This window comes from Bacillus sp. EU55 (assembly GCF_038005925.1).
Taxonomy (GTDB): Bacteria; Bacillota; Bacilli; order Bacillales; family Bacillaceae; genus Bacillus; species Bacillus velezensis.
The window spans coordinates 1,486,783-1,510,275 of sequence record NZ_JBBOUE010000001.1; the positions used below are offsets into that span (position 1 = coordinate 1,486,783).

Sequence of the window (23,493 nt, forward strand, 5' to 3'; positions counted from 1 at the left end):
AAATTATGATATAATTTTGAAAGATTAAGGGGCGATTAATTGAAGAAATTATTTAAATGGTTCGTTGTACTATTTGTAAGCAGTTTAGTTATCATCTTTAATATTTGGTACTTTATGATTTGTGCTTTTACTCCACAGTATTATCAAAATACCAATCTTACATCTGATGAAATAATCAGATTTGAAAAACTATATCACATCGATTTTCCTGATGAAACGAAATTTATTAAAGTCAGGGAGTATTTGTCTGGGCTCGGAGGCGATACATCGGCTGTATGTTATGTGTCTCTGCCAACTAAGCTCGCGGAAACAATTTTATCTGATTATACGTATATGCCAATAAATCATACTGATCATGCCGGTTCAATGTATGGAGTTGACGTTTCCAAGAGTGTTGGCGTGTTAACAACTCTTACATTTGGCACTTTAGATAAAAAAGGAACTTTTTTTCAGTTGGAACATGAGGATGATTGGATATATAACAGAACTGATTGGAGCCATTATTTTTGGACAGCTGCCGGTTATAATGCTCTTATATTTATACTTTTATTTGTGATTGTGAAACAAATGAACAACGTCCTTAATGACCCGGTCTAAAGAGTGATCTTAAAAATGTCCCCCTTTTATTTTAAGCTGCTGCCATACTGCCTCCTTTTCCCCTAATCTAAACATTTGTGGTGCTGATATAATTGTGTATAATCAGACAAAGATAGAGAAGCAGGTGATAACATGTTGGACCCACTTGATATACTGACGAATATTGATGATGTCATTCCGTATTACCAAGCGATTTTTAACGCTGAGGAACAAAGAGTCGTAGGTTACGAAGTGCTTGGCAGGATTTTGGCAGATACGGAGATTGAGAGCCTTGGGCCGTTTTTCTTAGATTCCGGCATTCCGGAAGAATATAAGCTTGAGGTCGATGACAGAGTCATCAGGCAGGCGCTGGAGAGGTTTAAAGAAGCTGATCGTGATCTGTTGATTTTTATCAATCAGGATGCGAATGTATTAATGCTTGACCACGGCGAAAGCTTTCTTGAGCTTTTGAAAGAATACGAAGAGCAGGGCATTGAATTGAACCGTATTGTGCTTGAGATCACCGAGCACAATTTCGAAGGCGACATTGAACAGCTGTACCATATGCTTGCCTACTATCGTACATACGGCATTAAAATCGCGGTGGACAATATAGGTAAGGAGAGCAGCAACCTGGACAGAATCGCGCTCCTTTCACCAGACCTTCTGAAAATAGATTTGCAGGCGCTGAAGGTATCTCAGCCGTCACCATCCTATGAGCATGTGCTGTACAGCATTTCATTGCTGGCGAGAAAAATCGGCGCCGCGCTGCTGTATGAAGATATAGAAGCTGATTTCCAGCTCCAGTACGCATGGAGAAACGGAGGCCGATTTTTTCAAGGCTATTATCTGCAGGCGCCGAGCGGCGATTTTATAGACCGCAGCCTGTTAAAAGCACGCTTGAAAACGGAGTTTCAGCAATTTATCACGAGAGAAAAAAAGAAGCTGGAGACAGTATACGAACACTCTGAGAATTTTTATAAGCGGGTCAATCAGGCAGTTTCCGAGCTGAAGAAAACCCATCAGGCGGATGATGAGTTTATTAAGAAACTGGCGGAAAACCTGACGGACTGCTGTTTCAGAATTTATATGTGTGATGAAGAAGGCTATCAGCTGACGGGAAATGTGTTCAAGCAATCCGGCGAATGGCTTTATCAGCCTGAATACATGGAGAAAAACTGGAGCTGGCGTCCGTACTTTTTAGAAAACATCATGAAGATGCGTAATTCAAGAAAAGGCTTTTTCAGTGACCTGTACAGTGATATTGAAACGGGTGAGATGATCAGAACCTTTTCATACCCGATGGATGACAATATGTATTTATTTATCGATCTGCCTTACTCTTATTTATATGAACAGGACGGATTACTATAAAGCGGCTGCTGTAAGCCGCTTTTTTTTATAAATGTGAAAAAGTTTAAAAAAACGATTGACAATGATACTGATAATCATTATCATTTAGTTATAGAGAGAAGTTACTCTCTGTTCCCCAACCCCTCTATCAGATCAAGATCCGAAAAAGCTTGGCGCTACCCCCGCCAAGTTTTTTTATGCCTTCCTGCGCATAAAAAGGCTTCTTCTCACATACATCTGACAATGGCGGCTCAAAAAGCGAAAAATCATTTATAAAAGGTGTATGACATTCCGAAAAAAGCTTCAAACTATTCGAAAACACGGTTTTCCCGTTTATTTTCTTATTGAAAATCCAGCGGGAAAATGCCATCCCGGTCTACTTTATGGTATGATGCTCTGTAGAACTTGTATTATAATAAATACTTGTTGATTTGAAGTTGTTTTTTGAAAGGAGTCTTTTTTTAGAATGTCACAATTAATGGGTATCATCACACGGCTGCAAAGTCTGCAAGAAACAGCCGAAGCGGCTAATGAGCCGATGCAGCGTTACTTCGAAGTAAATGGTGAGAAAATATGCAGTGTTAAATATTTTGAAAAGAATCAAACGTTTGAGCTGACGGTTTTCCAAAAAGGTGAAAAACCTAACACATATCCGTTTGATAACATTGACATGATTTCTATTGAAATTTTTGAGCTCCTTCAGTAATTTGGTTTGATTTTTCAGGCTGACCAAGCTTCCCGTCTTCCGCAAGCGGAGCTTTATTAAATCATGCAAAGGAACCGTGCTCGTTCGTTTGGTTGTAGATTTTGGAAAGAGGAGTGTCCGTACATGGCTGATTCTTTTCTGTTTTATAATCTTTCTGAGGCACAGATGACCTTTCAAGACGTGATGGAGCGGCTGAAACGCTTTGTCAATAAAGACCCCCGATCAGCATACGTGCTGTCTGTGGGGACTGATTCACAAGTTTACCGCGACTTCACGAAGTTTATTACGGCTATACACTTGCACCGTACAGGCAAGGGAGCTTGGGGCTGTTTGAAAAATCACGATCTCGCCAGACCGATACATAGCCTTCGCGAAAAAATTTCGCTGGAAACCGCATTCAGCCAGGAGATGGCTGCGCATATCCTCGACGGACGTTTCATGGAAATTACCGATTTGCTCCTGCCTTTCGCTGATGAAGGAGCGGATCTTACATTTGAAGTGCACTTGGATATCGGCCAAAAAGGGCTGACAAAAGAATTGATACAAGAAATGACCGGCCGTATTACCTCGATGGGCATTGAAGCGAAAATCAAGCCCGATTCCTGCACAGCATTCAGTTATGCCAATCGTTACACAAAATAATATGTCATACAGAATCCGCAAAATGTCGAATTATGCGGTTGACGATTTTTTTCTGTTTACTTATCCTAGCGGTAGAGCTGAAAGCAAATATCATCTTGCTTTCAGAGGTATTCAGTTAAAAATAGGGGGCCTGATTACGTATGAGTCTTATCGGTGAACGATTTACGGAAGAAGAACAAAAACTTCTGCTGAATATCCTGATCAATCATGAATATGCCATTGAGCTTTTGACCAGCGAAATCAACGATATAGAAGCAGGGTCAAAAAGCGTTGATGGAACCACTTATAAAAAACTCGTAACGCTTTATGACCGTTTCCGGAACGAAAATTAATCAGCGGCTTATAAATTGATACTCGATTGCAAAGAGTATCTTTTTTATTGACGGAAACTTTTCGACAAAAAATGATAATGTTTATATTATTGCGATATAGGGAATACATGGTTTGATGAAAAATGTAAAGGGGTCGAAGTGACATGATTAGCTTACAATCAGATCAGCTTCTTGATGCAACAGTCGGACAATTTATGATCGAGGCGGATAAAGTGGCGCACGTACAAGTCGGAAACAACCTTGAGCATGCTCTTTTAGTGCTGACGAAAACCGGCTATACCGCTATTCCAGTCCTTGACGCTTCGTACCGTCTGCACGGTTTGATCGGCACAAATATGATTATGAACAGCATTTTCGGACTTGAGCGGATTGAGTTTGAGAAGCTGGATCAAATTACGGTTGAGGAGGTCATGCTGAAAGACATTCCCCGTCTTCACATCAATGATCCGATTATCAAAGGGTTCAGCATGGTCATTAACAACGGCTTTGTCTGCGTTGAAAATGATGAAGGCGTCTTTGAAGGCATCTTTACGAGAAGAGTCGTATTAAAGCAGCTGAGCAGTCATATCAGGTCATTGAATAAGTAGGCTCGCACGATCAGCCTATTTGTTCTTTGTATGTCAGAAAAAGAAAACGTATACATATTGGTCGCACTTGCTTCGGCAGCCTTTATTTTATTAGAATGGTAGATAAGAAATACGAAAAGGCATTGAAAAGGAGGACGACATGCAGCTTCAAGAGCTTCATATGCTCGTAATTTTAGCTGAGGAATTAAACATGAGGAAGGCTGCCGAACGGTTATTCGTGTCACAGCCGGCTCTGTCCCAGCGATTGCAGACCATTGAAAAAGCCTGGGGAACAAAGATCTTTCTAAGATCTCAAAAAGGACTCACGGTAACGCCGGCAGGAGAAAAAATCATACAATTTGCAAATGATGTCACGGACCGGCAAGAGAGAATAAGAGAAAATATTGATGAACTTGAAGGGGAAATTCACGGCACATTGAAGCTTGCCGTCGCCTCCATTATCGGGCAGCACTGGCTTCCGAAAGTGTTAAAAACATATGTGGAGCGTTATCCGAATGCAAAGGTTTCCCTTATTACAGGATGGAGCAGCGAAATGCTGAAAAGTCTGTATGAAGATCAGGTACATATCGGCATTATCCGGGGAAACCCGGAATGGAAAGGCCGAAAAGAATATCTAATGACCGATCATTTATATTTGGTCGATACGGAAATTTCCTGCATTGATGATATAGCCCATACCGATCGGCCGTTTATCCAGTTCAAAAGTGACAGTACATATTTTCAGGAAATTCAGCATTGGTGGCATCAAAAATTCAAAACCTCGCCGAAACAGACGATCCTCGTCGATCAGATTGAAACGTGCAAGCAGATGGCGCTGCACGGAATCGGTTATGCCATTTTGCCGTCAGTCACCTTAGATGAGGAAGACAAAGTAAATAAAATGCCCCTGCTTGATGCAAAGGATCATCCGATCGGCCGCGACACATGGCTGCTCGGTTATGAGCCGGCATTTGAATTAAAACAGGTGCAGGCTTTCGTTTCTGTCATCAAAGATATGCTGAAGCAGGAGAGCCCTTTTTAGAAAGACAGCAATTAAGCTGTCTTTTTTTATTTTTTATTGACAATGAAAATCATTATCATTTAAAGTAATGTATATGTTATTGAAAATCATTATCAATTACGAGGTGATCATATGCAGAAAGCATTAATGATATACGCAAGCATGTCGGGGAATACGGAGGATATTGCCGGCATTATAAAAGAAACACTGAGCGAGCATCAGATTGCAATTGACTGTCTTGACATGGATGAGGCAGATGCAGATTGTCTCGAAGCATATGATTATGTTTTTGTCGGCACATACACATGGGGAGATGGTGATCTTCCTTATGAAGCGGAAGATTTTTATGAAGATATTCTGCGCCGCCAGCTGAACGGACTGAAAACGGCTTGTTTCGGTTCAGGTGATCACGCCTATCCGAAGTTTTGTGAAGCGGTTACGCTGTTTTGCGATGCGTTTGAACAGGCCGGAGCCAATTTATATCCGGAAACGCTGAAAATCGAATTGGCGCCTGAGACGGCTGAGGATCAGGAATGCTGCAAAGAATTTGTCCGCGGTTTTCTTGCATGGGCCGCTCACCAAGGAGACCGGTGCCATGTTTCATAAAGGCGCGACGGCTGTCATGGCATCAGTGTCTTCAGGCTTTTTTGTCGCAGTAAAAGGCGAAGGCATTTTTCATTTTTCCGCAGAAGAAGGCTGGAAAAGGCTGTACCGGATGAAAAGCAAGATTCATGTGCTGACCTACATCGGGCCTTACATATTCGCGGCGGGGGAAAAAGGCGCCGTCCTCAGATCGGCCGATCAGGGAAAGACCTGGACGGCATCCCGATTTCCGACCAGCGCCTCCGTATGGGCCGTTGCCGGGCGGAATGACGGGTTCGTCTGTGCGCACGGCACGCACTGCCTCTACTTATCTGATGATTTCGGCGTCACTTGGCATGTGGCTAAGCCCTTTGCACATTTAAAGGAACCGCCTGTCATCCGCTCGCTTTGTTTGCACGGTCAGGCGATTTATATCGGCACCCGGATTCATATGAATTATGGCGGCATTTGGGCGTACGATCTGACAGAAGGCCGCATCCGGCGTATAAGCCGTGAAAGACAGCGCATGACGGCTTCCATGCTTATGTACAAGAAGGACTGGCTCATTGCCGCAAAGGGTGCGGCAAAGGGAGAACGGGGCGAGGTTGCCGTCCGAAACGTGCGGACGGACGAGGCGTTTGCCATTTCAGCCGCGCCTGCCGTACGGGAAAAATCATTTCTCGACGTTTCTGAGGATGCCGGTATTATTTATGTCACTTCGTCACAGGACGAAAACGGATTTTCGCGCATTTACCAAGCTGATTTCGCCGCCGGAGAATTAAAATGGTTTGATACGATCCGCGGTCACGGATGGCGGGTGGCCAATCAGAAAGAAAGCTTTTTTTGCGCGGGCCTTTACGAATGTAAGTTTGTCAGACCGTATGAGGCGGCCCGGCTCGCACATTAGTTTCTATACATAAAGGAGAGACGGAGATGGGGAAAGTATTGCTTGTTTATGCGACAATGTCAGGAAACACCGAGGCAATGGCGGATTTGATTGAAAAAGGGCTGATCGAAGCACAAGCATCTGTAGACAGATATGAAGCGATGGATATCGATGCCGAACTTTTTAATGACTATGAGTATATTTTATTAGGCACATATACGTGGGGAGACGGGGATCTTCCTGATGAAATGCTCGATATCGCTGAAGATATGGAAAACCTGGAGTTTGCAGGGAAGACATTTGCTCTGTTCGGTTCCGGAGATACGTCCTACGCGTTTTTTTGCGGAGCGGTTGACGAATTGGAAAAAGTGATCACGGCCCGGGGAGGACGGGTGGTGCTGCCACCGGTCAAAATTGAAAACAACCCTGAAGGCGGCGAGGAAGAAGAGCTCAGGGAATTCGGAAGACAGTTTGCCGCACTGTGCAGACAGCCGGCAGAATAAAGGCTTGTTCCTTTTTTTCTTGTTTTTGCATCCTTCCTTTGTTACAGTAATGAGGTAGAAAATCAGAGGAGGACAATACATATGAAAATGATGGATGCAAATGAAATTATTTCATTTATTCAAAATAGTACAAAATCAACGCCTGTAAAAGTGTATGTAAAAGGCGATCTTGAGGGAATCAGCTTTGGCGATTCCGCTAAAACATTCCTGAACGGCCAATCCGGCGTTGTTTTTGGCGAATGGGCTGACATTAAAGCGGCAATTGAAGAAAACAAAGACAAAATTGAGGATTACGTCATTGAAAATGACCGCCGCAACTCTGCGATTCCGATGCTTGACTTGAAAGATGTAAAAGCGCGCATCGAGCCTGGCGCTATTATCCGCGACCAAGTCGAAATCGGCGACAATGCCGTTATCATGATGGGGGCGTCCATTAATATCGGTTCAGTCATCGGCGAAGGCACAATGATTGATATGAACGTTGTGCTCGGAGGACGCGCGACTGTCGGAAAAAACTGTCACATCGGAGCGGGTTCTGTATTAGCGGGCGTTATTGAGCCGCCAAGCGCTAAGCCTGTTGTCGTGGAAGATGACGTTGTGATCGGAGCAAATGCGGTTGTGCTTGAAGGCGTAACAATCGGAAAAGGCGCGGTTGTCGCTGCGGGAGCTATCGTAGTAAATGACGTTGAGCCATATACCGTTGTAGCAGGAACACCAGCGAAAAAAATCAAAGATATCGATGAAAAAACAAAAGGCAAAACAGAAATCAAACAGGAATTACGCCAGCTGTAAGGAATGGTTTGATAGAATGGGCGTGGATGATAAAATCCACGCCTTATTCTTATCTTAAGGAGGAATACATATGGAAAAAGAGCGGCTCATAGCGATCCGGAGAGATCTGCACCGCATCCCGGAAATCGGCTTTCAGGAATATAAAACACAGCAGTACCTGCTGAATATATTGAAACAATATCCGGAAGAACGAATTGAAATCGAAACGTGGAGAACCGGCATCTTTGTCAAAGTCAACGGCACGGCTCCGGAAAAAATGCTCGCCTACAGAGCGGATATAGACGCTTTGTCGATTGAAGAACAGACGGGGCTTCCGTTTGCATCTGAACATCCCGGTTTTATGCACGCATGCGGCCACGATATGCACATGACCATCGCGCTCGGCATTATTGATCACTTTGTCCATCACCCGGTCAAGCATGATCTGCTCTTTTTATTCCAGCCGGCTGAAGAAGGACCGGGCGGAGCAGAACCGATGCTTGAAAGCGATGTGCTGAAAAAATGGACGCCGGATTTGATCACGGCTCTCCATATAGCACCTGAGCTGCCGGTTGGCACAATCTCTACCAAAAGCGGATTGCTGTTTGCCAATACGAGCGAGCTTGTCATCGAGCTTGAGGGGAAAGGCGGACATGCGGCATATCCGCATACAGCAGACGACATGGTCGTCGCCGCAAGCACGCTTGTCACGCAGCTGCAGACGGTCATATCCAGAAATACGGACCCGCTTGACAGCGCGGTAATTACTGTCGGAACGATTACCGGAGGCACGGCGCAAAATATCATCGCAGAGCGTGCTCATCTGGAAGGAACGATCCGGACGCTTTCTGAAGAATCAATGCGTATGGTGAAAAAGCGGATTGAAGAACTCGTCAAAGGAATTGAAATCGGCTTCCGCTGCAAAGGGAAGGTCACGTACCCGTCCGTTTATCATCAGGTTTATAATACAAGCGGCCTGACCGAAGAATTTATGCAATTTGTCAGTGAGCATCATCTTGCAGAAGTGAAAACGGCGAAAGAAGCGATGACCGGAGAAGATTTCGGGTATATGCTGAAAAAATACCCCGGCTTCATGTTCTGGCTCGGTGCCGATTCTTCCCACGGGCTTCATCACGCAAAGCTGAATCCGGATGAAGATGCGATGGAAACCGCAGTAAATGTCATGGTCGGATATTTTTCGGAGTATGCCAATTAAATCCGAAAAGAAGAATAATCTAACAAAACTTGAGCATTCTACGTAACGGAGGTGTTCAATATGACGAAAAAAATTGGAATTGAACAATCTTTATCGGATGTAGAACAGGCGTTAAAACAAAAGGGATATGACGTAGTGATGATGAAGACTCCTGAGGATGCGAAGGATTGTGACTGCTGTGTCGTAACCGGACTTGACAGCAATGTCCAAGGCATTGCCGATACGTCAACTCAGGCTCCCGTCATTACGGCTTCCGGAATGACAGCTGACGAAATCTGCAGCGAAGTAGAAAAAAAATTTCATTAAAAAGAAAAGGGGCTGGGACAAAACCCACCTCTAAGACGAAAAAAACGGTGAAATTTTACGACGAGTAAACTTTCACCGTTTTTGATTATTTTACAATAAAAAATAAGGACAACTTCTGATAAAATTAAGTTACCATACAAAATCTAATCAGAAAGAAGTGTCCTTATGTTTAAAGATTATACCATGAATCAAATCGTTTTGCCTTTAGATTTAGAAGTAAAGTTACAAAATAATGATATTGCCTACCATGTCCATCATTTAGTGGAAAGTATCCCTCAAGAAGCGTTTGAACCATTTCTTCGAAATGAAGGTTGTCCTGCCTATCATCCACGCATGATGCTTAAAATTATTCTATGTGCCTACACTCAATCTGTCTTTTCAGGGCGTAAAATAGAGGCCCTATTAAAAGACAGTATCCGTATGATGTGGTTAGCTCAAGGGTATGAACCAAGCTACCGTACAATTAACCGATTTCGTGTTCAACCAGTAGTGAAAGATTTAATCCGTCAATGTTTCATCCAATTTCGCTGCCAATTGATTGAAGAAAAACTGATCGATCAAGAAGCGATATTTATCGATGGTACAAAGATTGAAGCGAATGCGAATAAATTTACGTTTGTCTGGAAGAAAGCGATTGAGAAATTTCATCAGCGTTTAATTGATAAGTCAAACCAGTTGTACAATGAGTTGCTTGAGAACGAAATCATACCCCAAATGGAACGGGAAAGTGATGAACAGCTATCATTTGGAGAGCTCACTCAAATGGTTCAAAAAGTAGACGAAGTAGTGACCGAATATGATAAACAAATAGAAGCATCTTCAGACGTTACGGAACGAAAAGCCTTACGAAGGGAACGAAAATACCCGAAACAAGTGCGTAAACAGTTGATTGATTTTATCCTAAGAAAACGGAAGTACCAACAGGATCTTAAAATCTTTGGACCACGTAATAGCTATTCTAAAACAGATCTAGATGCGACATTTATGCGAATGAAAGATGATTATATGAAAAACGGGCAATTGAAAGCTGGTTACAATGTACAAATCGCAACGGAAGGTCAATATGCGCTTGCTTATAGTCTATTTCCAAACCCAACAGATACACGTACGTTAATTCCATTTTTAGATGAGATCGAGCAACATTATTTCGAGTTACCGAAACATATAGTTGCAGATGCAGGTTATGGTAGTGAACAAAACTTTAGTGATATTCTCTCAAACAGAAACCGAGAAGCACTGATAACATATAACATGTTTTTGAAGGAACAAAAGAAAAAGTACAAACAAAATACATTTAATCCTGATAACTGGGTATATGATCAAGAAACCGATACATATACGTGCCCTAATCAGAAACGTTTAGAATTTCAATATCATTCTGTCCGAACGGACGCTACAGGTTTCCAAAGGAGTTTCAAAGTCTACGAGTGCGAAGACTGTTCAGGATGCCCATTCCGTTCATCATGTACCAAGGCAAAAGAAGGAAACAATCGAAAACTAATGGTGAACAAAAAATGGGAACAGCAAAAAGAATATGTGAGAGCGAAGCTTTCAGAAGAGAAAACGAGTGCCATCTATCGAAAACGTAAAACCGATGTGGAACCAGTTTTTGGATTCTTGAAGGCTAATTTGCGTTTCACTCGATTTTCTGTACGAGGAAAATCGAAGGTAGCAAACGAAATGGGTCTCGCATTAATGGCAGTGAATTTAAGAAAATTCACTGCCAACTTCTAAGGTAATAGAAGAATTTATACATAAAAATAAAGAAAGATGAATTTGAGTACCCCCAAATTCACCTTTCTCATTATTTGAAGCTAGTTTTGTCCCAGCCACTTTCTATTCGGCAGAAGCGGCGTTTTTCAAACGGTCGAGCGCGATTTTCATTTCTCTCCGCAGCACGCGTTCAACCCGCCATTGCTCCATATTTTCTGTTTTGGCGATGATTCTGATGACCATTTCTGATGTGCTTAAATCCTGAACCCCGATGACGTCCGGTCCTTCCTTAATCTGCGGAAGCTCAAGGGCTGCTTTGTCACAGGCGTTTTGCAGGACTTGAATGGTTTCATCAAGATTTTTTTCAAGCGGCACCTTAATATCGACAAGCGCCTGCATCGTTCCGCGGGAATGGTTGCTCACATTCGTGATCCCCCGGTTGGGAAGGTAGTGAAGCGTGCCGTCAAAGCTCCGGATTTGCGTCGTACGGAGACCGACCTGCTCGACAATGCCGCTGTAGCCGGCAACCGTAATATAATCACCGACGTCGATCTGTTTTTCCAAAAGGATAAAAAATCCGGTGACGATGTCACTGACAAGCCCCTGAGCCCCGAAGCCGACTGCGAGACCGACCACGCCGGCGCCGGCAATGAGAGCGCTCGGATTGTAGTGAAATAAATCCAAAATCATTACGATAAAAACGAAAATCAGGATGTATCCATATACATTAAGCGCCAGGCTTCGCAAAGTATAAGCGCGGCCTGTAGAGAGGTTGTTTTGTTGCTCGAATTTCTGAAACAGATGCTTGATCAGCTTTTTTCCTGCCGTCCGGAAAATAAAATACGCTAAAATAATGAGAGCCAGCTTTATGATGAAAATCCCGGCAGATGTGAGAAGCCCGGCCCAATCAAAGTGTTTTAGATCAATCATAGTGATGTCTTCCTTTCAAGTCTATTGCGGAAAAAGCTAAAAGTGATATACCCGTTTTTAAAATAAAATAAACCTTTTAATAGAAATCAGTTATTTCATTTATGATTTGTTCATATTGCCCGGTTTCAATATCATCATTTTTGTGAAGATATGAACTAAGGAATCGCCACACTCATTTTAACATGGTGATTCAGCCAAATCATATCCTTTGGAGGGAAAACAGGAGAACGTTGCCCGGCGGACTGAAAGCCCCGGCAAAAAACCTTTTTCGTAAGGAGGGAAATAAGATGAAATTACGTCAGCAAATGCCTGAATTGACAGGCGCTAAAGCATGGATTAACAGAGAAGTCTCGAAGGAACAGCTGGTCGGCGGAAAGCCGGCACTGATTCACTTCTGGTCCGCCAGCTGCCGCATGTGTAAAGAAGCGATGCCTGAGGTGAACGGGTTTCGTGATAAATATAAAGATCAGCTGAATGTGGTGGCCGTTCACATGCCCCGTTCCGAAGACGATCTTGATCTTGAGAAAATCAAGAAAACAGCGGCTGAACATGATATCTCTCAGCCGATTTACGTCGACAGCGATCATACGCTGACTGAAGCATTTGAAAATGAATATGTGCCGGCTTATTACGTTTTTGATAAAAGCGGACAGCTCCGCCATTTTCAAGCGGGAGGAAGCGGGATGAAAATGCTTGAAAAACGCGTCAGCCGAGTACTTTCAGAAACGGAGCAGGCTTCTGAGTAATCGGGACAATCTCCGTCGGACTATTGTCTCGGTTCCGCAAACCCTTTGCCGTTTAGGTAACAGGGTTTTTTTGTGCCTATTGGATAAAAAATTCCAATATGACATGTGTGGCTTAAAAAATAAGAGAAACAGCCGTAAACACGCTGTACCGCTTGTTTTATCCGTATCATTATCTTTTACATATTATAGTCGAAAATTGTAGATATCACGCTAATTTTCATTAAACAAGTAATTTCAAGTTATATTTTGAAATGGTTGAATAAATTGGAACTTTGTCCAGAATCCCCTATATGATAAGGATTTTTGTATATAAAGTACCATTTTCAGAAAATAAGCAATTTTTCATAGAGTAAATAAAATAGTAAAATGATAAAATAATAGTTGATAAAATTACTTTTGTAATCTAATATCTTAATAAAAGCGTTTAAATTTTTGACAGGGGGTTTTACACATGTTTAATGAAAGAGAAGCGCTGCGCTTACGTTTAGAACAATTGAACGAAGCAGAGGTAAAAGTCATTCGTGAATATCAAATAGAACGTGATAAAATATATGCAAAACTGAGAGAATTAGACAATACAGGCAGCCTGTCCGATACAAAAAAAGAGTTTCGTCCGGAGAAAAAAAGTGACTCTCTCCCGGTGCTTGCAGAGCTTGCAGCACAGGAAATGAGAAGCTATCAAAAGCCGCAGACACAGCCTCAATCCTCCCAGCCGCAGATGCAGTCTATTACGTCTCTTCCCGCCGGCATTCCGGACGGTTCTACAAGAAGAAGAAGAGGGACGGCGAGACCGGGATCAAAAGCGGCAAAACTGCGCGAAGCAGCGATTAAAACGTTGAAACGCCACAATGCAGCGATCAAAAGTTCCGAACTGCAAAAGGAAATTGAAAAGGAAAGCGGCCTTGAAATTCCTAATATGACAACATTTATGCAAAGCTTAATTAAAATGTATCCGGAAGTGAAAAAACCATACCGCGGCCAATATATTCTTGAGGGAGAAATTTCTCAGGAAACAGCAGAAACGGCAAATGATACGGCTGCTGAATAAAACAGTAAAAACTGCTTGCGTTACTCAAGCAGTTTTTTTGCGTTTTCCCGCTTATTCTGCGGAAGTGACGCATCTTTTCCAGGCTTTTTTTCAAGCTTGACGACATATTTTTGGAAAGGCTTTTCGCCGTCAGCACGTTCTTTCAACGCATCCAGTTTTTCATCAAACGACTGATCGCGGGACTCTGATTGTACAAATTGTTTTTGCAGGGAGATGACTTGTTCGGTAACGGCTTTAAGCAAGTCTTCTGCCTGAACAGTCTCTTTGGAAACAGAAGGGATTTCCAGAGCTTGTTCCGCCGGTTCCGCCGTGCGGCTGTCAATATCAGCAAAATGGCCGGCAATCCAAGCATCACTTTCGTCCAGCTGCCGTTTATACGAAAGAATGGTTTCTTGAAATAACTTTTCTTTCGTTTTTTCTATTTCTACAAGCCGTTCTTTTGTTTCTAGTATTCGATCTCTCATATGATTAATTTCTATTTTAATATGTTTGAGCTGGTATTCTTTTTCTATCATTTGTGTTTGGAGCCGGGTATTTTCGTCTGCAGCGGCATGATAACGCTGTTTCATATCTTCGTGAGAAGTCCGTTCAGTTTGAATGGCGGTCTCAAGTGAGCGGATGCGGGTATGTAAGTTTTTATTTTCTTCTTCAAATTTTACATTTGTAAGATGCAGACGGTGCTTTTCTTCCATCTCATTTTTCCGCCGAAACGTTTCCTGCTGAAGCAGTTCTTGCAGAATGACGATTTTATCGAGCAGGCCGGCTCTGATTTCATGCAAAGAACGTTCCGTGTCACTTGTCTGTTTGTGTTTTTGAGCCATGGCTTCCAATTCGTCAGAAAGCTTGTGAAGCCGCTCTTTAATATTGGCGTTTTCCTCCTGAAGCTTATTATTTTTCTGATGGAAGTAGCTTGCTTCAAATTCTGAAATTAATTTTCTGCATCTGGAAAGTTCGGATTTCAAGTAAAGGTTCTCTTGAGAAGTGTCGTGGAAAAACGGACCGGATATTTTCATAAGAACCATCTCCCTCATGATGTTAACACTACAATATGGGAAAGGATCAACGGCTATTCCTCTTAATTAAACAGACAAGCACCGTAATATTGTATTTCGGCTGAGGCGTTTGCTATGCTTTTATATAGAATGGGAGAGAGATGACATGAAATGGGTGAATGTAATATTAGCGGGGGGAGCTTCCCGAAGATTCGGAGAACCGAAAGCTTTTGCAAAGTGGAAGGGCGGCATGTTTTATGAACAGGCGAAAAAAGCCTTCGGCGGCGGAGAAACGGTAATTATCAGCCGCCCTGAGCATATAAAAAAGTTCTTATCAAACAGGGAGCGGCATGTTTTTGCCGATGAGCCGCGGTTTCGGGGAATGGGCCCGCTGGCCGGCATATATACGGCAATGAAACAAACGGAAGGCGAAACATACACGGTCATATCCTGTGACACGCCGCTCGTGACAAGAAAGACGATGGCTGCACTAGAAATGAAGCTGACCGGAAACCTGGACGCTGTCATACCGGTTTGTGAAAACAGAGAGCAGCCCCTCTTGGCGGTTTACCATAAACGGGTGCAGGATGTGCTTTTTGATCAGCTGACACAAAACAAACTGAAAATGACAGACACGCTGAAACGGCTGTCTGTCTGTTATGTGCAGGCTGAAGACATCGGCGCCGGGCCGGAGGAGTTCGCTAATATCAACACACCGGACGATTACACCAGACTTTTGGCGCATGTCGAGTCTTCAAATTCAAGACTGATCGGGAAGAAACATGGTATGATGGAAATAAAAATGCAAGGGGACAACACAGATGGAAGAGCGCTATTCGCGGCAGACAAGATTTAAGCCGATAGGGGAAAAAGGGCAGCAGGCGCTGGCTGACAGCAGCGTCCTGATTGTCGGAGCCGGAGCCCTCGGAACAGCCGCGGCAGAGGGCCTGGCAAGAGCCGGAGCGGGCCGTATGACGATTATTGACCGGGATTATGTGGAATGGAGCAATTTACAAAGACAGCAGCTGTATACAGAAGAAGACGCGAGACAGCGCCTGCCGAAAGCAATGGCGGCCAAGGCGCGTCTTTTGGCGGTAAACAGTGATATACATATCGATGCTTACGCGGCGGAAGGTACGGCGGAAACGCTCGAACCGCTGATCGAACAAGCGGATTGCATCGTGGATGCGACAGATAATTTTGAAACGAGAATGGTCATCAATGATCTGGCGCTGAAAACGGAAACACCTTGGATTTATGGGGCCTGTGTCAGCAGTCAGGGAATGTGCATGACGATTATTCCGGGGGTTACGCCGTGTTTATCCTGCCTGTTTGAGCAAATGCCCGTGGGCGGAGCGACATGTGATACAGCAGGCATCATACCTCCGGCGGTTCATATCGTTTCCGCTTATCAGCAGGCTGAGGCGCTGAAATTGCTGACAGGAAATCATGCGGCGGTAAATCGGCGCTTTTTCACGTTTGACGTGTGGAATAACACCAATATGAGCATAAATGTGGATCAGATCAAACGGGATCATTGCCCTTCCTGCGGCGCGGAGCCCGTATATCCGTATCTGCAGCCTGAAAACAGGCCGAAAGCAAGCGTGCTGTGCGGAAGAGACACCGTTCAAATCAGATCGGAAGCCTTAAAGAGGCTGGATAAAGAAGAGCTTGTCAAACGTCTGAAGCAGATCGGTAAAGTGGAAGCAAATGAATTTCTGCTGCACATGGCGTATGAGCGCTTCAGAATCGTTATTTTTCAGGATGGACGGGCTCTGATTCACGGTACAAACGATATAAAAGAAGCAAATTCAGTTCTGGCCAGGGTGATCGGACTGTAGGAAGGGGAGATATTGCTATGCTTGAAAAAAGAACGCCGATTCAGGTGGACGAAGCAGTCCGCCGGGTGACCCGGTATAAAAAACAGGGGGATACTGAATGGGTGGCGCTTGAGGACAGTCTCCACCGCTATTTGGCGGAGGATGTTAAGGCGGATCATGATGTGCCGGCCTTTAACCGTTCCCCGTATGACGGGTTTGCCATCAGGGCGAGCGATTCAACAACGGCTTCCCGTGACAATGCCGTCCCCTTTGAAGTCATTGACCATATCGGAGCCGGCGCCGTGTCAGAAAAAGAACTCGGGCCTTATGAAGCGGTCCGCATTATGACGGGGGCGCAGATTCCAAAAGGCGCGGATGCCGTAGTGATGCTTGAGCTGACAAAAACGTTTTCTGAAAACGGGACGAATTACATGTCAGTGAAACGCCCTTTTCATGCGGGCGATAATATTTCATATCAAGGAGAAGATGCGAAAAAGGGCAGCTCGCTATTAAAAAAAGGGACGAAAATCACGCCGGGCGTAACCGCTCTTTTAGCAACCTTCGGCTATGCTTCCGTTCCCGTGGTCAGAAAGCCGGTTGTCGGCATTATCGCAACGGGAACCGAGCTTCTTCATGTCAGCGATCCGCTTGAGCCGGGGAAAATCCGCAACAGCAACGCTGCCATGGTGTATGCCCAGGTCATTGAAGCGGGCGCGGTACCGCTGAACTTAGGGAAAATTTCCGATGATTTTGATGACAGCTACGCTGCGGTGAAGGAAGCTATGAAAAAAGTTGATTTTCTGATCACGACCGGCGGCGTGTCAGTCGGCGATTTTGATTTTCTTCCAGACATTTATAATAAGCTCGGAGCGGAAGTTCTTTTTAACAAAGTGGCAATGCGTCCGGGAAGCGTGACAACTGTCGCCCGGGCCGATGACATGCTGCTGTTCGGCCTTTCAGGCAATCCGTCCGCATGTTATGTCGGATTCACCCTGTTTGTCAAACCGATGATTCAGACGTGGCTTCTGAATGAAAAACCTCATTCCGGATGGGCGGAAGCCGTGTTAACAAACGACTTTCCGAAGCCGAATCCGTTTACGAGATTTGTGAGGGCATTTGTTTATCATAAGGACGGAAAGATGATGGCGTCACCGGTCGGTCTCGACAAATCAAGCTCAGTCACATCTCTAGCCGAAGCAAACGCGTTTATCCTTCTGCCGGGAGGAACGAGGGGGTATGAAGCGGGACGGACGGTTCACGTGCTCCTCATCCGTGATGAGAATGGAAGTGAATGGCCGTGGTCAATTCTTTCCCGATCGTCCAGATCGTAGGTTTTCAAAACAGCGGTAAAACAACGTTTATTGAACGTGTGCTGAAAGCGGCGCCGAAAGAGTGCGATATTGGATGTTTAAAACATCACGGACATGGCGGAGAACCGGAACCTTTTTCTGACGGAAAAGACTCGGAGCGTTTTTCAAAAGCCGGAGCCGCGGTTACGGCAGTAGAAGGGGACGGCGTCCTGCAGCTTACGGCGCGAAAAAAATGGGATCTGGCGGGTTTGATCAGTCTGTATGAATGTCTGGGAATTGACGGTCTTCTCATAGAGGGATTTAAACATGCGCCGCATCCGAAAATCATTATGATCAAAGACAGCGAAGATTGGCAAAAGCTCAAACATTTGGAGCGCGTGATCGCGGTTATCAGCAGAAATACGGAGCATATGCCGGCAGATGCAGGCATGCCCGTATTCCATGCGGATGATCCGGCTGCCATTATGTTTGTGCTTTCGCAGCTGAAAGGGGAATCTGCATAAATGGAACGTTTTCAAATTACAAGGGAACCTATCATTGCGGAAAATATCGTAAAAAAAGTTGAAAAGCGTGAAGCCGGCGCCATCACAACGTTTATCGGCACGGTCAGAGAGTGGACTGCAGGACGGCGGACGGTACGGCTCGAATATGAAGCGTATGAACCGATGGCTGTTCAAATGCTTTCTCAAATCGGCGATGAAATCAGTGCGAAATGGGAAGGAGCCGAAGCTGCAATCACACACCGTGTCGGCGTCCTTGATATCGGAGAAGCAGCGGTCGTAATCGCCGTGTCTTCACCGCACAGAAAGGCGGCATATGAGGCGAATGAATATGCAATTGAACGGATAAAACAGATTGTGCCGATATGGAAAAAAGAAATCTGGGAAGACGGAGAAGAATGGATAGGCGATCAGCTGGAAACAACGCCCTATCCGAACGGAGAACCGGATTTGGATAAAGGGGAATCGCGATGATTAAAGTACTATTGTTTGCCGGGCTTGCGGAGCAGGCGGGAACACCGGTCATTGAACTTGACGAAAAAGAGACGGCGGCGTCTGCTGTAAAAACGCTGTTAAAGGAACGGTACGGCCTTCAGACGATTGACAATGCCATGATCGCAATCAATGAAACATATGTAAAAGACAACAGCAGCATCGTAACAGAAGGTGATACTATTGCCTTTATCCCTCCTGTAAGCGGAGGGTGAAAAAAGAGCCGGATGTGCATCATTGCCATCCGGCTTTTTTGTATATAGGAGCTGAATTACAGAGAATATCTAAATGGGATTTAAAGGGATTTGTGATTGAGACGGTTTTGATTACATGAATAGGCTGAAGACAGTGCCTTCACAAGGCTTTGAGCCTCCCGTCATACCGGTCTGACAATACTTTTTTTACATAATTATGGAACGTAAAGCTGAGAATTTGTGTTACAATTTAGCATAAATACGCAAACGGCAAAAAAATTGAAACTTCTCTCAGCCTAAAGCGTACGTATAAACAGAATAATACATAGGAGGCATCAGCAATATGGAACCAAACCTGGAAAAAAGCAATACGGCAGTAACGGAAAAGCCGTCAATTTTCGGCGTCATTACAAGTCCTGTTGTGCAGTTTAAAAGATTAAAAGAAAAGCCGGTCATCGGCATTCCTCTCCTGATTGTCATCATTCTCATCGCGGCCGGCAGTATTTTGCGCGGACTGGGGATGAATTATGAAGAAGTGCTGAACAGCCCATCTCTTGACGGTTTGACGGATGATCAGATTGAAATGACCAAAACCTTCGCTAAATTCGGCACGATGTTCGGAGGAATCTTCGGGGGCATTATCGCTCTGTTTATCGTTCCGCTCATTTACTGGCTGTGCGTCAAAATTTCAGGCGGCGTGACAACTTACAAAAAAATGCTCTCACTCAGCCTGTTTACGGCATTTATTACCAATATAGGCTTAGCTATTAACGGTCTTGTTACTTATTTTACCGGTGCGGGCTCACTGTACGCCGTTACATCTTTGGCGAGTGTCATACCGGCCGGAGACGGCGTCGCGGTCTTTTTAAGCGCGTTCGACATTTTCAGCATCTGGAGCTATATTCTGCTCGCTTTGGGACTTCGCTATACAGGCGGCATTTCAAAAAAAGCGGCCTGGACTTCCGCGATTGTCCTGTTTGTTATTATGCTTTTGGTTTCGGCAGTCGGAGGACTGTTAAGTTCAGTGATAGCAGGTGTATAACATGAAAAAAATTTGGATCGGAATCGGCATCGCCGTAATTGTTGCAGTATTCATCGGTATCAATATTTATAAGTCTGCCGCTCCCGCGGGCGGCAGCGCCGGGAAAAAAATCGAAACCGGAACCATGGAAAACAGAGAAATCTCCTCTACGGTTATGGTTCCGGGAACACTTAAATTCTCTAAAGAACAGTATGTTTTTTATGAAGCGGATAAAGGAACTCTTGATAAAGTGAAAGTAAAAGAAGGCGACAAAGTAAAAAAAGGGTTGTCGTTAGTCACGTATACAAATGAGCAGCTCAATCTTGATAAAGAACAAAATGAGTTGACAGAACAATCAAAACGGATGCAAATCGAACAAGTTGAAGAAAAACTCAGAGCATTAAACAGCAAGGAACAAGATCTGGCAAAACAAGTGGGAGAAGCTGAAGCCAAAAAACAAATTGAATCCGAACGGACTGATCTGCAGCTTCAGCAAAAAACGGCGGAAATCGAATTAAAGCAATCTGATTTGCAAAAGCAGTCTCTTGAAAATCAAGTGGCGAATCTCAATGTTAAGAGTGAGATGGACGGGACGGTTATCTCGGTAAATCAAGAAGCGGCTTCTAAAAAATCGGATATTCAAGAACCGGTTTTACATATAGGAGACCCGGAACACCTGATCGTTGCCGGCAATTTGTCCGAATACGACACGCTGAAAGTGAAAAAGGGCCAAAGCGTTACGATTACCTCAGACGCCATTCCCGGTAAAACGTGGAAAGGGAGAGTGGCGGCTGTCGGCCTCGTTCCTGATCAAAAGTCAAGCGCTGCTTCGGGGGAAAGCACGGAACAGGCTGTGCAGTATCCGTTTCAGGTTAAGCTGATCGGAAACCTTCCGGAGGGCAAGCCGGGGTTTAAATTAATTATGAACATTGAAACCGACAAACGGAAAGCCGATACGCTGCCGTCCTCCGCGGTCAAAAAAGACGGAGATGAGCACTGGGTCTTTACGGTAAAAGACGGGAAGGCCAAACGCGTGAAAGTTAAAGTCGGCGATACCGCAAATCAGCTTACGGAGATAAAAGAGGGGCTTTCAAAGGATGATAAAGTCATTCTGAATCCGGCTGACGATTTGACTGACGGAACGGATGTGAAAGCATAGATGATTCAGCTTTCAAAGGTGAAAAAAAGTTATCAGATCGGCAAGGAGACGTTTGATGTTCTTCGTTCAATCGACCTGACGATTGAAGAAGGAGAATATGTGTCAATTATGGGACCGTCGGGATCGGGAAAATCTACGATCATGAATATCATCGGCTGTCTGGACAGACCGACGTCCGGCAGTTACAGGCTTGCGGGCGAAGATGTTTCTTCATGTACCGAAAAAGAGCTTGCGGCGGTCCGGAACAAATCAATCGGATTTGTCTTTCAGCAATTTCAGCTGCTGCCGCGATTGAATGCAAGAAAAAATGTCGAACTCCCCATGATCTACGCCGGTATCGGCAAAAAAGAGCGTGAGGAACGGGCTGAGCATGCGCTGGAAAAAGTCGGTTTGGCGGATCGGATGCGTCACATGCCGAATGAGCTGTCAGGCGGCCAGAAGCAGCGTGTCGCGATTGCAAGAGCCATCGTGAACGAACCGAAGCTCATTTTAGCTGATGAACCGACCGGCGCGCTGGATACGAAAACAAGCATTTCTATTATGGAGCAGTTCACAGAGCTTAATGCAGAGGGCGTGACCGTGGTGCTTGTCACTCATGAGCCTGAAGTGGCGGACTGTACAAACAGAGTGATTTTCGTCCGTGACGGCATGATCGTTTCCCGCGATGCTGAGCAGAGGAGAGTGGGAGAATGAGCCTGTTAGAAAATCTCCGGATGGCCCTCAGTTCCGTAAGAGCTCACAAGCTGAGATCGATTCTGACGATGCTCGGAATCATTATCGGCGTCGGTTCAGTAATTGTTGTTGTGGCTGTCGGCCAGGGCGGAGAGCAAATGCTGAAGCAATCCATCAGCGGGCCGGGCAATACGATTGAATTGTTTTACCTTCCGAGTGATGAAGAATTAACAGCCAATCCGAACGCCTTACAGGAAGCGAGTTTTACAGAAGAAGATATTAATGGATTAAAAGGAGTGGACGGCGTAAAGCAGGTTGTCGCTTCCGCGGTAAAATCCATGACGGCCCGTTACCATGAAGAAGACACGGATATTACGCTGAACGGCATTAACAGCGGCTACATGGACGTAAAAAAGCTGGACGTTCAAGATGGACGGACATTTACGGACAATGATTTTCTTTCCGGGAAAAGAGCGGGAATCATCTCGAAAAAAATGGCTGAAAAGCTGTTCGGGAAAACGTCTCCGCTCGGAAAAATCGTCTGGGCCGGCGGACAGCCCGTTGAAGTAATCGGCGTACTGAAAGAAGAGAGCGGTTTTTTATCGTTAGGACTCAGTGAAATGTATGTGCCGTTCAACATGCTGAAAACGTCTTTCGGTACTAACGACTACAGCAACGTTTCCGTTCAGACGGAGTCCGCTGATCAAATCAAAACAACAGGAAAAGAAGCGGCCCGTCTCTTAAATGACAATCACGGTACAAAAGAGGCCTATCAAGTCATGAATATGGAAGAAATCGCGGCGGGAATCGGTCAGGTCACGACCGTCATGACGACGATCATCGGTTCGATCGCCGGTATTTCTCTCATTGTCGGCGGGATCGGGGTCATGAATATCATGCTCGTATCAGTGACGGAACGGACAAGAGAAATCGGCATCCGCAAATCGCTCGGTGCCACGAGAGGACAGATTCTGACACAATTCTTAATTGAATCTGTTGTGCTTACATTAATCGGCGGCTTAATCGGAATCGGTCTCGGCTACGGGGGAGCATCACTCGTTTCACTTATCGCAGGCTGGCCGTCGCTCGTTTCTTGGCAGGTGGTTTGTATCGGTGTGCTGTTCAGTATGCTGATCGGTGTCATTTTCGGCATGCTGCCCGCCAACAAAGCATCACGCTTAGATCCGATTGAAGCGTTACGGTATGAATAACCGGCGCCCCATGCAGTCTGCATGGGGTTTTTTGTGTTTTAATGATTGAATGAATATAATAGACTTTTTTCATTTATGATAAAAAGAAAATGTCATACAATTGTCCCCCTTTTTGTCGAATTTACAGTTTACAAACCCTATGTACATACGTTAATATGAACAAATGTGAAAGATTTTGATAGTTATTGAATGAATTTGAGTGATTTTAGTTGCTAGAAGTAAAAA

Annotated in this window: 27 protein-coding genes and 1 pseudogene; 26 read left to right on the top strand and 2 right to left on the bottom strand. The window is 44.6% G+C overall.

The features are described from left to right. Positions 1-39: 39 nt before the first annotated feature. The 14 genes from NYE50_RS07935 to NYE50_RS08000 all read left to right on the top strand — a co-directional run bounded on the left by NYE50_RS07935 (position 40) and on the right by NYE50_RS08000 (position 11,194). Positions 40-597 (top strand): hypothetical protein, encoded by a 558-nt coding sequence (locus tag NYE50_RS07935; RefSeq protein ID WP_159354094.1) that lies wholly within the window; start codon positions 40-42, stop codon positions 595-597. 132 nt (positions 598-729) lie between these two features. Continuing rightward, complete coding sequence (locus tag NYE50_RS07940) at positions 730-1,950, top strand: EAL domain-containing protein (protein WP_045926906.1); 1,221 nt, start codon at positions 730-732, stop codon at positions 1,948-1,950. A gap of 445 nt (positions 1,951-2,395) precedes the next feature. Beyond that, entirely contained in the window at positions 2,396-2,635 is a 240-nt protein-coding gene (locus NYE50_RS07945) for a YkuJ family protein (protein WP_003154613.1), read from the top strand. A gap of 123 nt (positions 2,636-2,758) precedes the next feature. Further along, positions 2,759-3,277, top strand: coding sequence for a ribonuclease H-like YkuK family protein (locus NYE50_RS07950; protein ID WP_016936302.1), 519 nt, complete (start codon positions 2,759-2,761; stop codon positions 3,275-3,277). 140 nt (positions 3,278-3,417) lie between these two features. Continuing rightward, positions 3,418-3,609 carry an antirepressor AbbA gene (abbA, locus tag NYE50_RS07955; protein WP_013352076.1) on the top strand — a complete coding sequence of 64 codons (192 nt, stop codon included), beginning with the start codon at positions 3,418-3,420 and terminating at the stop codon, positions 3,607-3,609. 143 nt (positions 3,610-3,752) lie between these two features. Continuing rightward, positions 3,753-4,196, top strand: coding sequence for a cyclic-di-AMP-binding protein CbpB (gene cbpB / locus NYE50_RS07960; protein ID WP_003154608.1), 444 nt, complete (start codon positions 3,753-3,755; stop codon positions 4,194-4,196). 139 nt (positions 4,197-4,335) lie between these two features. Further along, positions 4,336-5,217 carry a transcriptional regulator CcpC gene (ccpC, locus tag NYE50_RS07965; protein ID WP_045926908.1) on the top strand — a complete coding sequence of 294 codons (882 nt, stop codon included), beginning with the start codon at positions 4,336-4,338 and terminating at the stop codon, positions 5,215-5,217. 111 nt (positions 5,218-5,328) lie between these two features. Beyond that, entirely contained in the window at positions 5,329-5,802 is a 474-nt protein-coding gene (locus NYE50_RS07970) for a flavodoxin (protein WP_159354095.1), read from the top strand. Next, complete coding sequence (locus NYE50_RS07975) at positions 5,792-6,685, top strand: WD40/YVTN/BNR-like repeat-containing protein (protein ID WP_159354096.1); 894 nt, start codon at positions 5,792-5,794, stop codon at positions 6,683-6,685. Before NYE50_RS07970 ends, NYE50_RS07975 begins: the two co-directional genes overlap by 11 nt. A gap of 26 nt (positions 6,686-6,711) precedes the next feature. Beyond that, positions 6,712-7,167 carry a flavodoxin gene (locus tag NYE50_RS07980; RefSeq protein WP_159354097.1) on the top strand — a complete coding sequence of 152 codons (456 nt, stop codon included), beginning with the start codon at positions 6,712-6,714 and terminating at the stop codon, positions 7,165-7,167. Positions 7,168-7,248: 81 nt separating this feature from the next. Beyond that, positions 7,249-7,959: a 2,3,4,5-tetrahydropyridine-2,6-dicarboxylate N-acetyltransferase gene (dapD, locus tag NYE50_RS07985; RefSeq protein WP_016936297.1), complete on the top strand. Its 711-nt coding sequence runs from the start codon at positions 7,249-7,251 to the stop codon at positions 7,957-7,959. 70 nt (positions 7,960-8,029) lie between these two features. After that, entirely contained in the window at positions 8,030-9,154 is a 1,125-nt protein-coding gene (locus tag NYE50_RS07990) for an N-acetyldiaminopimelate deacetylase (protein WP_159354098.1), read from the top strand. A gap of 60 nt (positions 9,155-9,214) precedes the next feature. Next, positions 9,215-9,460 carry a YkuS family protein gene (locus tag NYE50_RS07995; RefSeq protein ID WP_013352084.1) on the top strand — a complete coding sequence of 82 codons (246 nt, stop codon included), beginning with the start codon at positions 9,215-9,217 and terminating at the stop codon, positions 9,458-9,460. A gap of 165 nt (positions 9,461-9,625) precedes the next feature. Continuing rightward, entirely contained in the window at positions 9,626-11,194 is a 1,569-nt protein-coding gene (locus NYE50_RS08000) for an IS1182 family transposase (RefSeq protein ID WP_340762868.1), read from the top strand. A 102-nt stretch (positions 11,195-11,296) separates the two neighbouring features. Here NYE50_RS08000 and NYE50_RS08005 read toward each other — a convergent pair whose 3' ends face one another. After that, positions 11,297-12,103 carry a mechanosensitive ion channel family protein gene (locus tag NYE50_RS08005; RefSeq protein ID WP_159354099.1) on the bottom strand — a complete coding sequence of 269 codons (807 nt, stop codon included), beginning with the start codon at positions 12,101-12,103 and terminating at the stop codon, positions 11,297-11,299. Positions 12,104-12,390: 287 nt separating this feature from the next. Between NYE50_RS08005 and NYE50_RS08010 the strand changes: the two genes are divergently transcribed. Both NYE50_RS08010 and rok read left to right on the top strand, forming a co-directional pair. Next, entirely contained in the window at positions 12,391-12,849 is a 459-nt protein-coding gene (locus tag NYE50_RS08010; protein ID WP_014417617.1) for a TlpA disulfide reductase family protein, read from the top strand. Positions 12,850-13,300: 451 nt separating this feature from the next. Next, positions 13,301-13,897, top strand: a complete 597-nt coding sequence (gene rok, locus NYE50_RS08015) for a transcriptional regulator Rok (RefSeq protein ID WP_003154591.1) — start codon at positions 13,301-13,303, stop codon at positions 13,895-13,897. A gap of 20 nt (positions 13,898-13,917) precedes the next feature. On the opposite strand, the gene NYE50_RS08020 is transcribed toward rok, so the two are convergent. Continuing rightward, positions 13,918-14,910 carry a hypothetical protein gene (locus tag NYE50_RS08020; RefSeq protein WP_021493753.1) on the bottom strand — a complete coding sequence of 331 codons (993 nt, stop codon included), beginning with the start codon at positions 14,908-14,910 and terminating at the stop codon, positions 13,918-13,920. Positions 14,911-15,055: 145 nt separating this feature from the next. Between NYE50_RS08020 and NYE50_RS08025 the strand changes: the two are divergent. The 10 genes and pseudogenes from NYE50_RS08025 to NYE50_RS08070 all read left to right on the top strand — a co-directional run. Continuing rightward, positions 15,056-15,649, top strand: a pseudogene (locus NYE50_RS08025) (molybdenum cofactor guanylyltransferase); the annotation flags it as partial. Positions 15,650-15,710: 61 nt separating this feature from the next. Further along, the gene (locus tag NYE50_RS08030) at positions 15,711-16,730 is read left to right on the top strand and encodes a molybdopterin-synthase adenylyltransferase MoeB (RefSeq protein WP_110085530.1); all 1,020 of its coding nucleotides are present in this window, start codon (positions 15,711-15,713) and stop codon (positions 16,728-16,730) included. A gap of 17 nt (positions 16,731-16,747) precedes the next feature. Then, entirely contained in the window at positions 16,748-18,040 is a 1,293-nt protein-coding gene (locus NYE50_RS08035; protein WP_159354101.1) for a molybdopterin molybdotransferase MoeA, read from the top strand. Continuing rightward, entirely contained in the window at positions 18,001-18,522 is a 522-nt protein-coding gene (gene mobB / locus NYE50_RS08040) for a molybdopterin-guanine dinucleotide biosynthesis protein B (RefSeq protein ID WP_032863763.1), read from the top strand. The genes NYE50_RS08035 and mobB overlap by 40 nt, the downstream gene beginning before the upstream one ends. Further along, a complete protein-coding gene (locus tag NYE50_RS08045) occupies positions 18,523-18,993 on the top strand; it encodes a molybdenum cofactor biosynthesis protein MoaE (protein WP_021493751.1) in 471 nt (156 codons plus the stop codon). Beyond that, a complete protein-coding gene (gene moaD / locus NYE50_RS08050; RefSeq protein WP_159354102.1) occupies positions 18,990-19,226 on the top strand; it encodes a molybdopterin converting factor subunit 1 in 237 nt (78 codons plus the stop codon). The genes NYE50_RS08045 and moaD overlap by 4 nt, the downstream gene beginning before the upstream one ends. Positions 19,227-19,548: 322 nt before the next feature. Then, positions 19,549-20,247 carry a Yip1 family protein gene (locus NYE50_RS08055; protein WP_159354103.1) on the top strand — a complete coding sequence of 233 codons (699 nt, stop codon included), beginning with the start codon at positions 19,549-19,551 and terminating at the stop codon, positions 20,245-20,247. A 1-nt stretch (position 20,248) separates the two neighbouring features. Then, complete coding sequence (locus NYE50_RS08060; RefSeq protein ID WP_159354104.1) at positions 20,249-21,385, top strand: efflux RND transporter periplasmic adaptor subunit; 1,137 nt, start codon at positions 20,249-20,251, stop codon at positions 21,383-21,385. Continuing rightward, complete coding sequence (locus NYE50_RS08065) at positions 21,386-22,078, top strand: ABC transporter ATP-binding protein (protein WP_007409637.1); 693 nt, start codon at positions 21,386-21,388, stop codon at positions 22,076-22,078. Further along, positions 22,075-23,268, top strand: a complete 1,194-nt coding sequence (locus tag NYE50_RS08070) for an ABC transporter permease (protein WP_014417626.1) — start codon at positions 22,075-22,077, stop codon at positions 23,266-23,268. The genes NYE50_RS08065 and NYE50_RS08070 overlap by 4 nt, the downstream gene beginning before the upstream one ends. The last annotated feature ends 225 nt before the right edge of the window (positions 23,269-23,493 follow it).

Excerpts from the sequence above, each read along its gene's own strand:
- NYE50_RS07940 (WP_045926906.1), top strand. The coding sequence starts at position 730 with ATGTTGGACCCACTTGATATACTGACGAATATTGATGATGTCATTCCG.
- NYE50_RS07945 (WP_003154613.1), top strand. The coding sequence starts at position 2,396 with ATGTCACAATTAATGGGTATCATCACACGGCTGCAAAGTCTGCAAGAA.
- NYE50_RS07950 (WP_016936302.1), top strand. The coding sequence starts at position 2,759 with ATGGCTGATTCTTTTCTGTTTTATAATCTTTCTGAGGCACAGATGACC.
- abbA (WP_013352076.1), top strand. The coding sequence starts at position 3,418 with ATGAGTCTTATCGGTGAACGATTTACGGAAGAAGAACAAAAACTTCTG.
- cbpB (WP_003154608.1), top strand. The coding sequence starts at position 3,753 with ATGATTAGCTTACAATCAGATCAGCTTCTTGATGCAACAGTCGGACAA.
- ccpC (WP_045926908.1), top strand. The coding sequence starts at position 4,336 with ATGCAGCTTCAAGAGCTTCATATGCTCGTAATTTTAGCTGAGGAATTA.
- NYE50_RS07970 (WP_159354095.1), top strand. The coding sequence starts at position 5,329 with ATGCAGAAAGCATTAATGATATACGCAAGCATGTCGGGGAATACGGAG.
- NYE50_RS07975 (WP_159354096.1), top strand. The coding sequence starts at position 5,792 with ATGTTTCATAAAGGCGCGACGGCTGTCATGGCATCAGTGTCTTCAGGC.
- NYE50_RS07980 (WP_159354097.1), top strand. The coding sequence starts at position 6,712 with ATGGGGAAAGTATTGCTTGTTTATGCGACAATGTCAGGAAACACCGAG.
- dapD (WP_016936297.1), top strand. The coding sequence starts at position 7,249 with ATGAAAATGATGGATGCAAATGAAATTATTTCATTTATTCAAAATAGT.
- NYE50_RS07990 (WP_159354098.1), top strand. The coding sequence starts at position 8,030 with ATGGAAAAAGAGCGGCTCATAGCGATCCGGAGAGATCTGCACCGCATC.
- NYE50_RS07995 (WP_013352084.1), top strand. The coding sequence starts at position 9,215 with ATGACGAAAAAAATTGGAATTGAACAATCTTTATCGGATGTAGAACAG.
- NYE50_RS08000 (WP_340762868.1), top strand. The coding sequence starts at position 9,626 with ATGTTTAAAGATTATACCATGAATCAAATCGTTTTGCCTTTAGATTTA.
- NYE50_RS08005 (WP_159354099.1), bottom strand. The coding sequence starts at position 12,103 with ATGATTGATCTAAAACACTTTGATTGGGCCGGGCTTCTCACATCTGCC.
- NYE50_RS08010 (WP_014417617.1), top strand. The coding sequence starts at position 12,391 with ATGAAATTACGTCAGCAAATGCCTGAATTGACAGGCGCTAAAGCATGG.
- rok (WP_003154591.1), top strand. The coding sequence starts at position 13,301 with ATGTTTAATGAAAGAGAAGCGCTGCGCTTACGTTTAGAACAATTGAAC.
- NYE50_RS08020 (WP_021493753.1), bottom strand. The coding sequence starts at position 14,910 with ATGAAAATATCCGGTCCGTTTTTCCACGACACTTCTCAAGAGAACCTT.
- NYE50_RS08030 (WP_110085530.1), top strand. The coding sequence starts at position 15,711 with ATGGAAGAGCGCTATTCGCGGCAGACAAGATTTAAGCCGATAGGGGAA.
- NYE50_RS08035 (WP_159354101.1), top strand. The coding sequence starts at position 16,748 with ATGCTTGAAAAAAGAACGCCGATTCAGGTGGACGAAGCAGTCCGCCGG.
- mobB (WP_032863763.1), top strand. The coding sequence starts at position 18,001 with ATGGCCGTGGTCAATTCTTTCCCGATCGTCCAGATCGTAGGTTTTCAA.
- NYE50_RS08045 (WP_021493751.1), top strand. The coding sequence starts at position 18,523 with ATGGAACGTTTTCAAATTACAAGGGAACCTATCATTGCGGAAAATATC.
- moaD (WP_159354102.1), top strand. The coding sequence starts at position 18,990 with ATGATTAAAGTACTATTGTTTGCCGGGCTTGCGGAGCAGGCGGGAACA.
- NYE50_RS08055 (WP_159354103.1), top strand. The coding sequence starts at position 19,549 with ATGGAACCAAACCTGGAAAAAAGCAATACGGCAGTAACGGAAAAGCCG.
- NYE50_RS08060 (WP_159354104.1), top strand. The coding sequence starts at position 20,249 with ATGAAAAAAATTTGGATCGGAATCGGCATCGCCGTAATTGTTGCAGTA.
- NYE50_RS08065 (WP_007409637.1), top strand. The coding sequence starts at position 21,386 with ATGATTCAGCTTTCAAAGGTGAAAAAAAGTTATCAGATCGGCAAGGAG.
- NYE50_RS08070 (WP_014417626.1), top strand. The coding sequence starts at position 22,075 with ATGAGCCTGTTAGAAAATCTCCGGATGGCCCTCAGTTCCGTAAGAGCT.